Genomic DNA, 15,542 nt, shown 5'->3' on the forward strand with positions numbered 1-15,542 from the left:
CACCGCGTATGAGTGACGGCGCAGCCGGAACCCTGCACGACGACTGGCCCGCGCACGATGACGCGCAGGCCGACGAGGCAATCGCTGCGGACGAACCGACCGGTTCCCGCAGCGCGCGTCGCTCGCCCGCGAAAGGCACCCAAAGTGCGACGAGCACGCGCAGCACGAAGGCGACGAAAGGCGCCGCCACGCGCAACGCGATGACCGAAGGCGCCGACGCCACGCTCGAAGGCCGTGCCGAACCGCGCAACGGCCGCAAGACCACCGCGCGCTCGCAATTGCCGCGCGCGTCACGCAGCACGACCCCCGATTACCGCATCGCCGAGCAGCCGGCTTTCGTGCTGCACAGCTATCCGTACCGCGAGACGAGCCTCATCATCGATGTGCTCTCGCGCGATCACGGCCGCGTGGCGCTCGTCGCGAAGGGCGCGAAGCGTCCGCATTCGGCGTTGCGCGGCGTGCTGCAAACCTTCCAGCCGCTCGCGCTTTCGTGGACCGGCAAGGGCGAGGTGCGCACACTCACGGGCGCCGAGTGGGTCGGCGGCATGTTGCCGCTGACCGGCGACGCGCTCCTGTGCGGCTTCTACGTGAACGAGCTGCTCGTGAAGTTCATCGCGCGCGAAGACCCGCACCCCGAACTCTTTCGCCACTACGTCGTGACGCTCACGCGCCTCGCGCACGACGAGCCGCCCGTGCAGGTGCTGCGCTCGTTCGAGCGCGTGCTGCTGCGGGAGGCCGGCTACGCGCTCGCACTCAACCGCACCGTGAACCGCAAGACCGTCGCGGCCGAAGGGCGCTACGTGTTCGATCCGGAACGCGGCGTGCGCGAAGCATCGGATGAATGGCCTTCTCAATGGCCCCGGCTTTCGGGTCAGACGTTGCTCGACATGGAAGAGGACGATTACCATCGACCCCAGACGGTTGCGCAGAGCAAGGCGCTCATGCGCTTCCTGCTGAACACGTACCTTGGCGGCACGCCGCTCGCGACGCGCCAGATTCTGATCGACTTGCAGAACCTATGAGCTTCTTTCTCACTTCGCCCAACGTGATCGACCTCGGTGTGAACATCGATCACGTCGCCACGCTGCGCAACGCGCGCGGCACCGCTTATCCTGATCCGATCCGCGCGGCGCTTCTCGCCGAAGAGGCGGGCGCCGACGCGATCACGCTGCATCTGCGCGAGGATCGCCGCCATATCGTCGACGCCGACGTGCGCGCGCTGCGTCCGCAGCTGAAAACGCGCATGAATCTCGAATGCGCGGTGACGCCCGAGATGCTCGACATTGCGTGCGAGATCAAGCCGCATGACGTTTGCCTCGTGCCCGAAAAGCGCGCGGAACTGACGACCGAAGGCGGCCTCGACGTCGCGGGCCACTTCGACGCCGTTGCCGCCGCCTGCCGTCAACTTGCCGATGCGGGCTGCCGCGTCTCGCTTTTCATCGACCCGGACGAAACGCAGATTCGCGCGGCGCACGAAACGGGCGCGCCCGTGATCGAGTTGCATACGGGCCGCTACGCCGAGGCGCACGACGCCGGCGAGCAGGAGCGCGAATACGAGCGCGTGGTCACCGGCGTGAGTTGCGGCAACAGCCTCGGACTGAAGGTGAATGCCGGCCACGGTCTGCACTATACGAACGTGCAGCAGATCGCGGCCATCGACGGCATCGTCGAGCTGAACATCGGCCACGCGATCGTTGCGCACGCAATTTTTGCGGGCTGGGAGAACGCGGTGCGCGAAATGAAGGCGATCATGGTTGCGGCGCGCCTCGGCACGCGCGGCTGACTGCTACCCCGCGCCATCGCGTCACGCGCAATCGACAGACATCGACGGGAGTCTCATGGCGATCTACGGTATCGGCACCGACATCATCCAGGTGAGCCGAGTGGCGGCGGTCATGGAGCGCACCAACGGGCGCTTCGCGCCGCGCGTGCTCGGCCCGGACGAACTCGCCGTCTACGAGGCGCGCAAGGCGCGCTCGGCGGCGCGGGGCCTCGCGTATCTATGCACGCGGTTCTCCGCGAAAGAGGCGTTCTCGAAAGCGATCGGCCTCGGCATGCGTATGCCGATGACCTGGCGCGCCATGCAGACCCTCAACGAGCCGGGCGGCCGTCCGGTGATCGTCGCTTCGGGCGAACTCGCGCGGTGGCTCGACGAACGCGGTATCGCGGCGCGCGTGAGCATCACCGACGAGCATGACTACGCGGTGTCGTTCGTGGTTGCGGAAATCAACGGTTGATATCTTTCGCCGTGCGTTGCGCGGCATCTACGCAAAACTCATCGATGAAGAATAATCCCGGGCCAGTCATGCTCGACGTGGTCGGCACCACGCTGAACGACGACGACGTGCGTCGCCTCGCACACCCGATGACGGGCGGCGTGATCCTGTTCGCGCGTCACTACGAGAACCGCGCGCAGCTCGTTGCGCTGACCGACGCCATCCGCTCGGTGCGCGAGGACCTGCTGATCGCCGTCGACCACGAAGGCGGCCGCGTGCAGCGCTTTCGCACCGACGGCTTCACCGTGCTGCCCGCCATGGGGCGCCTCGGCGCCTTGTGGGACAAGGATGTGCTGCTCGCCACCAAGCTCGCGACGGCGGTGGGCTATATCCTCGCGAGCGAGTTGCGCGCGTGCGGCATCGATCTCTCGTTCACGCCGGTGCTCGATCTCGGCTACGGCCAGTCGAAGGTGGTCGGCGATCGCGCGTTCCATCGCGATCCGCGTGTCGTCACGCTGCTCGCCAAGAGTCTCAATCACGGGCTATCCCTTGCGGGCATGGCCAATTGCGGCAAGCATTTCCCGGGGCATGGCTTCGCGACGGCGGACTCGCACGTCGCGGTGCCCGTCGACGAGCGTCCGCTCGAAGCGATCCTCGGCGAAGACGCACAGCCTTACGACTGGCTCGGTCTCTCGCTCACGGCGGTGATGCCGGGGCACGTGATTTATCCGAAGGTCGATGCGAAGCCCGCGGGCTTCTCGCGCATCTGGGTCGAGGAAGTGCTGCGCAAGCGCTTGCGCTTCACGGGCGCGATCTTCAGCGACGACCTCTCGATGGAGGCCGCGCGCCAGGGCGGTACGCTCACCGAGGGCGCGCGCGCCGCGCTCGAAGCGGGTTGCGACATGGTGCTGATCTGCAACCAACCGCACGAAGCCGGGAAGGTGCTCGACGCGTTGCGTACGATCGAGCCGCGCCGCGCGCCCAAGGCTTCGGGGCTGCGCATCAAGCGCATGCGCGCGCGCGGCAAGGCGCAGCGCTGGGACAGGATGGTAGCGGACCCGGGGTACATCGAGGCGCAGGCGTTACTGCGCAGCGTGCTGCCTTGATGTGCTGATTGCTGCATCGGTGGAATGAAAAAGGCTGTCCTTCGGAAACGAAGGACAGCCTTTTTACAACGTGCGTGCGTTTTGCCGATTCAGTTGAGCCGCATGCGCTGGAGCTTGTTATAGAGCGTCTTGGGGCTGATGCCGAGCAGCGACGCGGCGCGGTGCCGCGTGCCGCCCACGGCGTCGAGCGTCGCGCGGATCAGCATTTCCTCCACGTCGGCGAGCGGCGTGCCCACGGTGACCTGCACGCGGCCGCCGTTCATCTCGCGCGGGCCCGCGCCGCTGCTTTCCTCGGCCTGCAGCGTCTCGAGCACCTCGCCCGAGGCGTGCCACGCGCGCCTCACGCGTTCGTGCAGTTCGCGGACGTTGCCGGGCCAGTCGTACGCGAGGCACTCGCGGATAAACGAGGGCGCGACGAGCCGCGTCGCGCCGGCCAGACCGTGCGCCTGGGCCTCCTGATTGAGTTCGTCGATGCAGGCGAGCGCGAGCAGGGCGGCGTCGTCGTCGCGCTCTCGCAGCGGCGGCAGCTGGATCGCCGCGGCATCGAGGCGCAGCCAGAGATCCTCGTGCAGTGCACCCTGCTGGACGGCTTCGCGCGGGTTCGCATGGGTGGCCGCGATCAGGCGGAAATCGGTGCCTACCTCGCTGTTGCCGCCCACGCGCATGAAGGTCTGCGAATCGAGCGCGCGCAGCAGTGTTTCCTGCTGCTCGCGCGGCAGGTCGGTCAGCTCGTCGATGAAAAGCGTACCGCCGCTCGCCTGATCGACGAGACCCGGCTCGCGCTGTTCCGCGCCCGTGAACGCGCCGCGCTCGTGGCCGAACAGCACGCTCGCGAGCGGCCGGCCTGCGGCCGCTTCGGCCACGAGCGAGCGGGCGTCGCACACGATGAACGGCCCCTTGCGGCGGCGGCTCAGCTGGTGCAGCGTGCGCGCCGCGACTTCCTTGCCGGTGCCGGCTTCGCCGTGCACGAGCAGCGCCGCTTCGGTGGGCGCGAGCTGTTCGAGCGTGTCGTAGACATGCTGGATCGCGCTGCTGCGGCCGAGCATCGGCCCGAAGTGGCCCATCTTGCGCAGTGTCGCGCGCAGCGCGCTGACCTCCTCGGTTAGCTCGTAGGGACGCGGAATGCGCGCGAGCAGGCTGCGCAGGCGCGGAATGTTGACGGGCTTGAGCAGATAGTCCCAGATGCCGTGGCGCAGGCCTTCGATCGCGCTTTCGACCGTGGCGTTGCCGGTCATCACGATCACCGGCAGGGCGCCGCCTGGCGGCTGCGCCGGCAAATGCGGCAGCAACTCGAGGCCGCCGCCATCGGGCAGGTTCAGGTCGACGAGTACGACGTCGGGGATGAAGCGCGCAAGGGCGGCACGCGCTTCGGCGAGGGTGGCAGCGGTGTCGACGGAGAACCCGTCGGCCGACAGGATCGCAGACAGACCTGACAGGCTATTGGGATCGTCTTCGACAATCAGGGCGTGTGGCATGGCAGTAGCGGCTTACGGATGAGCGCAGTCGCGCCGGTGCTGCGCGCGCGGGTAGCGCGTGCGCCCCGGCAGGCAGCCGCGCGGCGCGCGGGAGCGCGGCACGATGCGAAAGATCTCACCGAGATCACGGAGATGTCTCGTAGCAGGGTGTTCAGTTCCGGTCCTCCCAGTTGTGCTGCGCCAGAACGGGGGCGCGACGGCGTTGCCGGGCAGTGAACTGCCGGCGGGGCCGAGCAGCAGCGCAAGCCCGAAGCGCCAGGCGCTTTGGCATGCGTGCAACCCCCTGTTTGCCTGCAAGTGGGCGACGTCCGTACCGGCCATGCCGTGGACGGTGCGTCAGTCGGGTGGCCGGTGCGCGTCGAACCAGCGGCGCACTTCCAGTTCCGCCTCGTCACGCGTCTTGCCGTAACGTTCCTGGATAAGCCCGGCGAGCCGATCCGCACGGCCTTCGGCTTTGGCGAGTTCGTCGTCCGTCAGCTCGCCCCATGCCGCTTTGGCCTTGCCGATCAACTGCTTCCACTTGCCTTCGGCAATGTCGTTATTCATTGTGTTTCTCCTGAAAAGGGGAAAGAGCGTGGTTCGCATGCTCTCCCACCCCACAGCAGAAATCGTGCCGCGGGAGTCACTTTGACCGGTGCGCGCTGCCCTTGCTCGCCGCTTGCCCGCTAAAGGCGGCAAGCACGTAATCCATTGCGCATAACCGGTAAGGTTTTCCGTAGCACTCTCAAACATACACGTTCGGCAAAAAAAGAAAAAGCGCCCCGGGGGGCGCTTTCATAGCGGTGTCCGCCTTTTGCCGCTGGGACAGCGGGCGGGCGCCTTTTCGGCCTGAGGCTGTCGTCAGCCCGCCGTTAGGCGCGGCTGCGGTACTCGTTCGTACGCGTGTCGATTTCGATCTTGTCGCCGATGTTGCAGAAGAGCGGCACTTGCAGCTCGAAACCGGTGTTCAGCTTGGCGGTCTTCAGGACCTTGCCCGACGACGTGTCGCCCTTGACGGCCGGTTCCGTGTAGATGATCTCGCGCACCAGCACGGTCGGCAGTTCGACCGAGATGGCCTTCTCGTTGTAGAACACGACTTCGCAAGCCATGCCGTCTTCGAGGTAGTTCAGGGCGTCGCCCATCATCTCGCCTTCGACTTCGAACTGGTTGTAGTCGGCGTCCATGAACACGTACATCGGGTCGGCGAAGTACGAGTACGTCACTTCCTTGCGATCTAGCACGACGACGTCGAACTTGTCGTCCGCCTTGTACACGGTTTCCATGCCCGCGCCGGTCAGCAGGTTCTTGAACTTCATCTTGACGACGGCGGCGTTGCGGCCCGACTTGTTGTATTCGGCCTTCTGCACGACCATCGCGTCGTTACCGATCATCACGACGTTGCCGACGCGGAGTTCCTGTGCGGTCTTCATAGTAAAAAACTGTCCTGTCCAGATTAAGTAGCTTCGAGTGTGCTCGACGGCAAACGTCGCAAGCGGATTCGGTTGCTGCAGCAGGTGCAGTTGCTGCGACCCTCTTTCATGCGTGCACGATGGGGGCCGCGGAACTCGAAGCGCTTGAGACGGCTGCCGTCGGATAACCGCTTATTTTAACTGACTTTTTGCGAACTCGGCGAGATTTCCGGCGAGATCGCCAACCTGCCCGAGTTCGGCCGCCCAGGCGTTGGCGCGCGCCGCGTAGGCGGGCAGATGCTGCGCAAAATCGGTCCAGTCCGGCGTGCCGCGGCCATTCCACGCATGCCAGAAGCGTTCGAGCGCGGCGCGCGGTACCTTCGGCAGCGTGCGGCCGTAGTGCGCGAGCGCGGCGTCGAGCTTGGGCAGATGGGCGTCGTCGGCTTGCGGGTAGATGTGCCACACGAACGGTCGCGCGGCCCATTGCGCGCGCACGAACGAGTCCTCGCCGCGCACGAAGTTGAGGTCGCTCGCCCAGAGCAGGGGGTCGTAACCGCGCTGCTCGGTGAACGCCAGCGCGTGCGCGCGAAGCGCGCCGCGCGTGGCCTGCGAACCTGCACCGAACGCCGGCTCTCCGAAAAAGCGCGCGAGCGCGCCAGAGATGCGGCCCTCCGGCACGAGCAGGACCACCGGCTTCGCGCCGTCGCGCCATTGCTCGAGCAGCGCGTCGACGGCGGGATTCTCATAGGCGAAGAGCGAGATCACGGTGGCTTCCGGCCCGGGCGGTGGGCCGCCCGTGGCGCGCTGCCACCATGCGGGGCGCTCGTCCGGTGAGCGCTCGAAGTCCGCGCGCGCCGCATCGAGCGTGCGCTCCTTGAGCACGCCCCCCGTGCCGGGTCCGAGGCCGGGAAAGAAGAAGTGCTTGGCGAGCGCGTAACGCGGGTGCGGCGACGGCCGCAGATGAAAGTCGGCGACCCAGTCCTCGCCGCTCAGATATTCGAGGTTGAGCCAGACGGGCTTGCGCGCACGCTCGGCCATCGCCGCGACGTAGACGCCCGGCAGCTCGCACGCGAACGCCTCGATCACGACATCGGCGATTTGCAGCGTGTCGCCCGCATGCTCCGGCGCGTGCCAGTGCTCGACGAGCACGCCTTCGACCGATTGCGTGGCGCGGCTCGGGTCGAGCGCGGGGCAGAGCTTGCGAAACGCGTGCAAGTCGTCGACGAAGAGGCGCACCTGCCAGCCGTGCTCGTGCGCGAGCTGGCGTGCGAGCCGCCAGCACACGCCGATGTCGCCGAAATTGTCGATGACGGCGCAAAAGAGGTCGCAGGCAATGGCGCTAGCGCTGACGGCGGTGGGTGTGGGGGCTTCTGTCATAGGTAGCGGGTGACGCGGAGAATCGGGACCGCCATGCAGCAAGCGGGTGCAGAACGCCCGGCCGGCAAGTTCGGCGCAGGTTCCGTGCGGCATGGAATGATCTAAACTTGCGATTCTAGGACACAGCCATGAATGCGTCGCGACGGCGGCGCTGGGCCAGGTCTCATCTCTCTCGACGCACCGCCCGTCCCCGAAACTGGATGACCGACACCGACGTTTTCGACCCGAAAAAGGCGCTCGCGCAGTTGCCGCATCTGCCGGGCGTGTATCGCTACTACGACGCGCAAGGCGCGGTGCTCTACGTCGGCAAGGCGCGCGACCTGAAAAAGCGCGTATCGAGCTACTTCACCAAGACGCAGCTTTCGCCGCGCATCGCGATGATGATCACGCGTATCGCGCGCATCGAAACCACGGTCACGCGTTCCGAGGCCGAGGCGCTGCTGCTCGAGAACAACCTCATCAAGGCGCTCACACCGCGCTACAACATCCTTTTTCGCGACGACAAGTCGTATCCGTTTCTCAAGATCACCGGGCACAAGTTCCCGCGCATGGCGTACTACCGCGGCGCGGTGGATCGCAACAACCAGTACTTCGGGCCGTTTCCGAGTGCGTCGGCGGTGCGCGAGAGCATCCAGATCCTGCAGCGCGTATTCCAGTTGCGAACCTGCGAGGACTCGGTGTTCAACAACCGCACGCGGCCTTGCCTGCTGCATCAGATCGGTCGCTGCACGGCGCCTTGCGTGGGCGCCATCAGCGAAGAGGATTACGCGCGCGACGTGAACAACGCATCGCGTTTTTTGCTGGGCCGTCAGAACGAGGTGATGAAGGAACTCGAGACGAAGATGCACGCGTTCGCCTCGGAGCTTAAGTTCGAGCAGGCGGCCTCCGTGCGCAATCAGATGAGTTCGCTTTCGACGGTGCTGCATCAACAGGCCATCGAAACGGGCAGCGAGAGCGACGTCGACATTCTTGCCGTGGTGGCGCTGGGCGGGCGCGTTTGCGTGAATCTCGCGATGGTGCGCGGCGGCCGGCATCTGGGCGACAAGGCTTATTTCCCCGCGCACGTGGAGCGTGCGCTGACCGACGAGGAGGGCGGCGTCGCCGAGGAAATCGACAGCGAGACCGTGGTCGCGGCAAGCGCGCTGAAGTCGCTGCCCACGCTCGCGCGCAAGACGGTGGAGGACTACGTCGAGGAAGCGCAGGCGGAAGACGCACAGGACGATGCGGCGCTCGAAGCGGATCCGCTCGCCATCGCGGCCGATCTCGCCGACGATGACGACGCGGCAAGCGATGCCGAAACCGCCACGCCCGCGCTCGAGCCGCAGGCGGATGCGCGCAGAAAGCGCGAGATCGGCATCGAATCCGAAGTGCTCGACGCCTTCATTGCGCAGCATTACTTCGGCAACCGTGTGCCGCCCGTGCTGGTGGTGAGCCATCCGCCCGCGAACCGCGAACTCGTGGACGTGCTGAGCGAGCAGGCCGGACACAAGGTCACGGTGCTGCGTCAGCCGCAAGGTCAGAAGCGCGCATGGCTTGCCATGGCCGAACAGAATGCGCGGCTCGCGCTCGCGCGTCTGCTCTCCGAGCAGGGCTCGCAGCAGGCCCGCACGCGCACGCTCGCGCAACTGCTCGGGCTCGAGCTGGACGATCTCGCGCACCTGCGCATCGAGTGCTTCGACATCAGCCACACGATGGGCGAGGCGACCCAGGCCTCATGCGTGGTGTATCACCATCACAAGATGCAGTCGGCCGAATACCGGCGCTACAACATCACCGGCATCACGCCCGGCGACGACTACGCCGCCATGCGCCAGGTGCTCACGCGGCGCTACGAAAAGATGGTCGCGCAAGCGGCGCGCGCCGAAGCCGACGAGGCGCCTGGGCTGTCCGTGCCTGCGCCCGATCCGGCCGACCCGGATGCAGCGTCGCAAGCCGTGGAGGCCAGCGAGGCAGTCGAAGCCCCGCCGCCCGGCGGCACGCTGCCCAACATCGTCCTGATCGACGGCGGCAAGGGGCAGGTCGAGATCGCGCGCCAGGTGTTCACCGAACTGGGTCTCGATCCGGCGATGCTGGTGGGCGTGGCGAAGGGCGAGGGCCGCAAGGTCGGCCTCGAAACGCTCGTGTTCGCCGACGGCCGTGCGCCGCTCGAACTCGGCAAGGAGAGCGCCGCACTCATGCTCGTCGCGCAGATCCGCGACGAAGCGCACCGCTTCGCCATCACGGGCATGCGCGCGAAGCGCGGCAAAACGCGCCAGACTTCGCGTCTCGAAGAGCTGGAGGGCGTGGGGGCGAAGCGTCGCCAGCGCCTGCTCGCGCGCTTTGGCGGCCTGCGCGGCGTGATGGCGGCGAGCGTGGAGGATCTGGCGAGCGTGGAGGGCATCTCGCGCTCGCTCGCCGAGCAGATCTACCAGCAGCTTCACTGATGCGGCGGCGTCGCTGGCCGGGTCCGGTTGGGCCTTTCCTTACGGTTGCTTGTGGCACGTGCGGCGACGCGGCACAATTGCATCTCCCATCATTGCATCTCCCCGACAGATAGCGCCAGCCGATGCCGTTCAATATTCCGATTCTCCTGACCTGGCTGCGGATCCTGGCGATTCCGCTCGTGGTTGGCGTGTTCTATCTGCCGCAGACGATGCTTTCCCCGATGCAGCAGAACGTGCTGGCGATGCTGCTCTTCGTGCTGGCGGCGCTCACCGACTGGTTCGACGGTTTTCTCGCGCGCAAGTGGAATCAGACCTCGTCGTTCGGCGCATTCCTCGATCCCGTCGCGGACAAGCTCATGGTGACCGCGGCTCTGCTCGTGCTCGTGCATCTGCAGCGTCTCGACGCCGTGATCGCGCTCGTGATCGTCGGGCGCGAAATCGCGATCTCGGCGCTGCGCGAGTGGATGGCGCAGATCGGCGCGTCGAAGAGCGTGGCCGTGAATTCGCTCGGCAAGTTCAAGACCGCGTGCCAGATGGTCGCGATTCCCATGCTGCTGTTCTACGCGCCGCTCACGCTCGGTGGCGTAACGCTGTTCGACTCGCGCGTGTGGGGTGCGTGGCTCATCTACGTGGCAGCGTTCCTCACGATCTGGTCGATGCTTTACTACATGAAGCTCGCGTGGCCCCAGATCCGCGAACGGGGGAGCTTGTGACCCCCATGCTGTGAATCCCTTATGTCTTTTCCAAAAAGATCATGCGAAGGGGTTGACACGATTCTGCGGGTTATACATAATCTCACTTCTCCGCTGCACGACGCAGTAGCAAGCAAGAAGATGCGGTGGAGATAGCAGAAGATAGGCCGATCTTAGTGGAAAATTCGGCGAAATCTGAAGCCAATATGCGGGAGTAGCTCAGTTGGTAGAGCGCAACCTTGCCAAGGTTGAGGTCGCGAGTTCGAGACTCGTCTCCCGCTCCAGAATTTCAGGTGCGGCGTTTTTGCAGTAACGAAAAACGAAGTGCCGAAGCAGTAAAAGTCGCAGTAAAGCAGGATATTTGCGGGAGTAGCTCAGTTGGTAGAGCGCAACCTTGCCAAGGTTGAGGTCGCGAGTTCGAGACTCGTCTCCCGCTCCAAATGCCAAGGGGAAGCAGCGCTTCCCTTTTTGTTTGGCAGGTTTTGGTCAGCGTATCAAGCCATCAAACAAATCTGTCCGGTCGTTGCGAGCGCAAGCAGTTTCCGCACCCCGGTCAGTCCGCTTCTGGCGCGATAGCAAAGCGGTTATGCAGCGGCCTGCAAAGCCGTGTAGGCCGGTTCGACTCCGGCTCGCGCCTCCAGATGCAAAACAAAAGCCACCTTCGGGTGGCTTTTGTTTTTTGCGCCCGCCTTGCTGCGTTTTTCGCGACACGCCAACGCGCCTGGCGCAAAATAACCGCAACCTTTCCTCCGCGGTTTGCCGACATGTCCATCGAACTCCCCGAAGACGCGCGCACCGAAGCGATCGCCTCCATCCAGCGCTATTTCGATGCCAACATGGAAGAGCCGATCGGCAACGTCGCAGCGGGCGCGCTGCTGGGCTTCTTTCTCGAAGAGATCGCGCCGGCGGTCTACAACAAGGCCATTGCCGACGCGCAGGAGAGCATGCAGGCGCGCATCGTCGATCTCGACATCGATCTGCACGAGGAGCCATTCCAGTACTGGCGCAAATACGAGCAACCGCGCCGGCGAAAGTGAGCGCTGCGAGAGTCGCGGGTTTGTGGCGCTCGCGGCGCGCGGCATAATCGTGGTCATTCACGACGCCTTGATGGAAATCACCGACCATGACCGTGCAGTCCACCGCCTTGCCGCTGCCCCAATTCGACTGGCAATGGAAAGCCTTTGATGCGCTCGACGCGCGCGAAGTCTACGCCATGCTCAAACTGCGCTCCGACGCGTTCGTCGTCGAGCAGAACTGCGTGTATGGCGATATCGACGGACTCGACTACGGCGCATGGCATCTGTTCGCATGGAGCGAGCAGGGCGGCGCGCGAGAGCTTGCGGGCTATTTGCGCGTGCTGCTGCCTGACGCGCAGGACCCCGACGTGCGCATCGGCCGCGTGGTGACGTCGCAAAACCACCGCGGCATCAAGCTCGGCAACGCGCTGCTCGAGCGCGCCATCGCGCAGATCGAGCGTCAATGGCCGGAGGTCGCGATGCGTCTGCATGCCCAGGCGCATCTGCAGAAGTTCTACGGTGCGTTTGGCTTCTCGCCCGTTGGCGAGATTCACGACGAGGACGGCATTGCGCACGTATGGATGCGCTCGGCCTGATTCGACGTTGATCGCATCTTGCGCCGGCACTCGAGTGCCTTACGTGCGCAGGGTGCGCTCTTCCTCGTGACGCTGGCCGTCCGCCGGACGCATGCCGGGCCGCCGGTCCCGCTGCAAGCGTCCGCGTGCGGATAGCCGCATCCAGTGGCGCAGCGCGACCAGCGCGCCGACCACGCTCATCATCGACCCCGGAATCCACAGCAGCAGCCCGCCGATCTGCTGGTCGCGCATGGGCGAGAGCCAGGTGAACGCGCGGCCGCAGATCGAATAGACCGGGTAAAGCTCGTGCGGCGTGAAAAAGATGAACGCGCCGAGCACGATCTGCGGCGGAATCGCTGCGATCACGACGAGCACACGCTTGCCCGGCGAGAGGCGCGCGGGCGGTGCGGGGCGCGAGTCGAGCACGAGCCACCAGAACAACAGCCCGTCGATCACCATGCTCCAGTTCATGACGCGGTAAAGACGCCAGTCGAGCATCGCGATGAGGTGGATCGGCGAAAAGAGCCAGAAATAGATGAGCCCGACGAAGAGTCCGACCGCGACGACGGGATGCATGACGATGTCGAGCGCCACGCGCACGGGCCGCGCGGCGAGCGCGGGGCGCACGAAGCGTTGCCGCCACCTGAACGGAATGCCCGCGCGCAGCGCCGCGCCCGGGTAGGCGAGCGCGATGAAGAACGGCCCCAGATGGTGCAGCACCAGGTGCTGCGCGCGATGCATGAAGAACTCGTGCTCGAAGTAGTAGTCGAGGCGCGTGTGCAGCACGACGTAGAGCGCGCCAAGCCCGCACCAGAACGAGAGCTGGCGTGCGAGCGACACCCGCGCGTGCCGCTTGCCGCGCACGAACAACACCGCCGCGAGCATCGTGCAGATCATGACGGTCGGCGAAGGCTCCCAGGGCTGGAGCCAGTAGAGCAGGGTCATCGCGAGCATGGCGGCGGCTTCATCGCGGATTCAACATGCTTGCGCGCGCAACCAGTCTTGCATGCGCGCGCGGTGGTGTTACCGCGGCCTTACTGCCCCGAGGGCGGCTTGACCGCGAACGGCGTGTCGAGCGTTTCGCCGTCCGAGAACTGCAGCTTCACGTTCACGGTGTCGCCCGGCGCGACCTTGTGCTTCGCTTTCTCCAGCATCAGGTGGTAGCCACCCGGCGCGATGGCGAGCGTGCCGTGCGCAGGCACCGTCGCCTTGTGCACCATGACCATCTTCTGCGTTGAGCCATTCGAGACCGTCTGATGCAGCATGACCATGCCGTAAGCGTCGCTTGAGACACCCACGAGGTCGACCGGCTGGTCGCCATCGTTCTTGAGCGTCACGTAGCCCGCGGCCGGCAGGTCGTTGGGCAGCCAGCGCACCCATGCGTCCTGCGCGCTCAGCGTGGTGGCGGCGTATGCGTCGGGCGCGAAGGCGGCGAGCGCACCGAAGGTGCTCAGCGCGCAGCCGAGCGAGACGGTGAGTGACTTGAGGTTCTTCGTCATAACGTTTCCTGTTGCGATTGCTGTTGCGTCAAAACCCGATGATTGGACCGGCGAGGCCGCATGCGTTCACGCCGTGTCGTTGATGACGCGGCGCAGGTCATGCGCGATCGCGTCCGCAGAGTCGTGGTCGGTGGCGAGCAGGCGCGCATGACCTTGTGCGTCGAACACATAGACGGCCGAGCTGTGCGTGACTTCGTAGTCGCCGTCGGGGGCGCGCTTTTCCATCTGATAGGCCACGCGGTAGCGCCGCGCGAGCGACTCGATCTGGGCATCGGTGCCGGTCAGGCCGCGCGCATGCCGGGCGTCGAATGCGCCGACGTAGGCGTGAAGTGCCTGCGGCGTATCGCGCGCCGGATCGACGCTGATGAAGAGTATCCGCACTTTGTCCGCATCGGGGCCGAGCTTCGCTATAACCTGCATCAGGCGCGCCATGGTTTCCGGACAGACGTCCGGGCAATGCGTGTAGCCGAAATAGACGAGCGTCGTGTCCCCGCGAAAACTGGTGCCGGTCACGGGTTGGCCGTTGTCGGCCGTGAGCGCGAAGTCCAGGTCGGGCAGATGACCGCTCACGTTCGTGAGCTGCCACGCCTCGCCCGGGTGCGAACACGCCGCGAGCAGTACCGCGCCGGCCACCACCGCCGCGTGCCGCAGGCTACGCATGCCGCCGCGAAGGTGGCCGCGCAGGCGGGTGCGGAACGTGCGCAGCGTGCGCTCGAAGGTGGGAAACAAAGGCAATCTCGTCGACTCGATTGGATCACGTTGGCCGCGCTCGCTCTGACCATGGGGCTCGGCTTGTCGCTGCGACTGTAGCAAAATTGGGTCCGCGCGGTCGCGAGTGGCCCGGTCGTGCCGATCGCTCGCGTCGATATGCCGCATCTTCGAGTCCGGGAATGCCTGCACAGGCGGTCAGCCCCTCGCTTTCTCGATAATCGACCCAAGGCGCGGTAAGATTCGCACACTTTCCCTGGGCGCAGTCCGGGGCCATACCCGGCCAGCGAGGCCGATGGGTGAAAAGAACGCAATGCAAGCACTTCCGGCAGTCCTGCCGCCTGAACAGACGGCATTTTTCTTCGATTTCGACGGCACGCTCGTCGAGCTCGCGCCCACGCCCGATGGCGTGCTCGTCCGACCGGAGATGCTCGCGCTGCTGCGCGAGTTGCGCCGCGCGACGCACGGCGCGGTGGCGATCGTCTCCGGTCGCGGCATCGAGAGCATCGACGGTTTCCTCGGCATGCCCGATCTGCCCGTGGCCGGCCTGCACGGCGCCGAGCGGCGCGACGCCAACGGCGACACGCAGCGTGTCGGCTTCAACGACCAGCGTCTGCTGCACATGGAGCAGGTGCTCGCGGAGGTCGTGCGCACGCATGCGGGTATGCTGCTCGAGATCAAGGGCGCGTCGCTCGCGCTGCACTACCGCAACGCGCCGGAGCGAGAAGCCGAAGCGCGCGCCGCGACCGAGCGCCTCGCCGCCGACTACGCCGACGCCTACGTCCTGCAGCCCGGCAAGATGGTCTACGAAATCAAGCCGAAGGACGTCGACAAGGGCCGCGCGCTGCGCGCGTTCCTCGACGAGCCGCCGTTCGCGGGCCGTAGCCCGGTGTTCGCCGGCGACGACTTGACCGACGAAAAGGGCTTCGCCGTCGTCAACGCGCTGGGCGGGCTGTCAATCAAGGTCGGCGGCGGCGACACCATCGCGCAAACGCGCGTGGACTCGGTCGAAGCGCTGATCGGCTGGCTCGCATCGCTCGTCGCCGCCATGCCAGGCGCCCGATGAC

Annotated in this window: 16 protein-coding genes and 3 tRNA genes; 12 read left to right on the forward strand and 7 right to left on the reverse strand. The window is 65.8% G+C overall.

Going from position 1 to position 15,542, the window contains the following annotated elements; all coding sequences use genetic code 11:
- The first annotated feature begins 8 nt into the window (after positions 1-8).
- The 4 genes from recO to nagZ are packed head-to-tail and all read left to right on the forward strand — an operon-like array spanning position 9 to position 3,322.
- Positions 9-1,022 carry a DNA repair protein RecO gene (gene recO / locus AB3X99_RS02615; protein WP_368616049.1) on the forward strand — a complete coding sequence of 338 codons (1,014 nt, stop codon included), beginning with the start codon at positions 9-11 and terminating at the stop codon, positions 1,020-1,022.
- Positions 1,019-1,783 (forward strand): pyridoxine 5'-phosphate synthase, encoded by a 765-nt coding sequence (gene pdxJ / locus AB3X99_RS02620; RefSeq protein ID WP_069262563.1) that lies wholly within the window; start codon positions 1,019-1,021, stop codon positions 1,781-1,783. Before recO ends, pdxJ begins: the two co-directional genes overlap by 4 nt.
- Before the next feature lie 55 nt (positions 1,784-1,838).
- On the forward strand, positions 1,839-2,237 hold the full coding sequence (gene acpS / locus AB3X99_RS02625) for a holo-ACP synthase (RefSeq protein ID WP_368616050.1): 399 nt from the start codon (positions 1,839-1,841) through the stop codon (positions 2,235-2,237).
- Between the two features lie 44 nt (positions 2,238-2,281).
- A complete protein-coding gene (nagZ, locus tag AB3X99_RS02630) occupies positions 2,282-3,322 on the forward strand; it encodes a beta-N-acetylhexosaminidase (RefSeq protein ID WP_368616051.1) in 1,041 nt (346 codons plus the stop codon).
- Between the two features lie 89 nt (positions 3,323-3,411).
- Here the strand turns inward: nagZ and AB3X99_RS02635 are convergent, their stop codons facing one another.
- From AB3X99_RS02635 to earP, 4 genes are all read right to left on the reverse strand, one after another.
- Positions 3,412-4,797, reverse strand: a complete 1,386-nt coding sequence (locus tag AB3X99_RS02635; protein WP_069262561.1) for a sigma-54 dependent transcriptional regulator — start codon at positions 4,795-4,797, stop codon at positions 3,412-3,414.
- A 336-nt stretch (positions 4,798-5,133) separates the two neighbouring features.
- Positions 5,134-5,343, reverse strand: coding sequence for a CsbD family protein (locus AB3X99_RS02640; protein WP_368604853.1), 210 nt, complete (start codon positions 5,341-5,343; stop codon positions 5,134-5,136).
- A 305-nt stretch (positions 5,344-5,648) separates the two neighbouring features.
- The gene (gene efp / locus AB3X99_RS02645) at positions 5,649-6,206 is read right to left on the reverse strand and encodes an elongation factor P (RefSeq protein ID WP_069262560.1); all 558 of its coding nucleotides are present in this window, start codon (positions 6,204-6,206) and stop codon (positions 5,649-5,651) included.
- 171 nt (positions 6,207-6,377) lie between these two features.
- The gene (earP, locus tag AB3X99_RS02650) at positions 6,378-7,562 is read right to left on the reverse strand and encodes an elongation factor P maturation arginine rhamnosyltransferase EarP (protein WP_368616052.1); all 1,185 of its coding nucleotides are present in this window, start codon (positions 7,560-7,562) and stop codon (positions 6,378-6,380) included.
- A gap of 200 nt (positions 7,563-7,762) precedes the next feature.
- On the opposite strand from earP, the gene uvrC reads away from it, so the two are divergent.
- The 7 genes from uvrC to AB3X99_RS02685 all read left to right on the forward strand — a co-directional run bounded on the left by uvrC (position 7,763) and on the right by AB3X99_RS02685 (position 12,289).
- Positions 7,763-9,985 carry an excinuclease ABC subunit UvrC gene (uvrC, locus tag AB3X99_RS02655; protein WP_368616053.1) on the forward strand — a complete coding sequence of 741 codons (2,223 nt, stop codon included), beginning with the start codon at positions 7,763-7,765 and terminating at the stop codon, positions 9,983-9,985.
- A 122-nt stretch (positions 9,986-10,107) separates the two neighbouring features.
- Entirely contained in the window at positions 10,108-10,698 is a 591-nt protein-coding gene (gene pgsA / locus AB3X99_RS02660) for a CDP-diacylglycerol--glycerol-3-phosphate 3-phosphatidyltransferase (protein ID WP_042261239.1), read from the forward strand.
- 187 nt (positions 10,699-10,885) lie between these two features.
- A tRNA-Gly gene (locus tag AB3X99_RS02665) sits at positions 10,886-10,961 on the forward strand.
- Between the two features lie 79 nt (positions 10,962-11,040).
- A tRNA-Gly gene (locus AB3X99_RS02670) sits at positions 11,041-11,116 on the forward strand.
- Positions 11,117-11,243: 127 nt separating this feature from the next.
- Positions 11,244-11,317: transfer RNA gene (locus AB3X99_RS02675), tRNA-Cys, on the forward strand.
- 124 nt (positions 11,318-11,441) lie between these two features.
- Positions 11,442-11,714, forward strand: a complete 273-nt coding sequence (locus AB3X99_RS02680; protein ID WP_069262557.1) for a DUF2164 domain-containing protein — start codon at positions 11,442-11,444, stop codon at positions 11,712-11,714.
- An 86-nt stretch (positions 11,715-11,800) separates the two neighbouring features.
- Positions 11,801-12,289 carry a GNAT family N-acetyltransferase gene (locus AB3X99_RS02685; RefSeq protein WP_368616054.1) on the forward strand — a complete coding sequence of 163 codons (489 nt, stop codon included), beginning with the start codon at positions 11,801-11,803 and terminating at the stop codon, positions 12,287-12,289.
- Positions 12,290-12,328: 39 nt separating this feature from the next.
- Here AB3X99_RS02685 and AB3X99_RS02690 read toward each other — a convergent pair whose 3' ends face one another.
- The 3 genes from AB3X99_RS02690 to AB3X99_RS02700 form a co-directional block, all read right to left on the reverse strand.
- Positions 12,329-13,213, reverse strand: a complete 885-nt coding sequence (locus AB3X99_RS02690) for a cytochrome c oxidase assembly protein (RefSeq protein WP_368616253.1) — start codon at positions 13,211-13,213, stop codon at positions 12,329-12,331.
- An 89-nt stretch (positions 13,214-13,302) separates the two neighbouring features.
- Complete coding sequence (locus AB3X99_RS02695) at positions 13,303-13,767, reverse strand: copper chaperone PCu(A)C (protein ID WP_368616055.1); 465 nt, start codon at positions 13,765-13,767, stop codon at positions 13,303-13,305.
- A 66-nt stretch (positions 13,768-13,833) separates the two neighbouring features.
- A complete protein-coding gene (locus AB3X99_RS02700; protein ID WP_368616254.1) occupies positions 13,834-14,427 on the reverse strand; it encodes an SCO family protein in 594 nt (197 codons plus the stop codon).
- A gap of 361 nt (positions 14,428-14,788) precedes the next feature.
- On the opposite strand from AB3X99_RS02700, the gene otsB reads away from it, so the two are divergent.
- On the forward strand, positions 14,789-15,541 hold the full coding sequence (otsB, locus tag AB3X99_RS02705) for a trehalose-phosphatase (protein ID WP_069262927.1): 753 nt from the start codon (positions 14,789-14,791) through the stop codon (positions 15,539-15,541).
- Position 15,542: the final 1 nt, after the last annotated feature.

The organism is Paraburkholderia sp. BR10882, from assembly GCF_040948855.1.
GTDB lineage: Bacteria > Pseudomonadota > Gammaproteobacteria > Burkholderiales > Burkholderiaceae > Paraburkholderia > Paraburkholderia nodosa_A.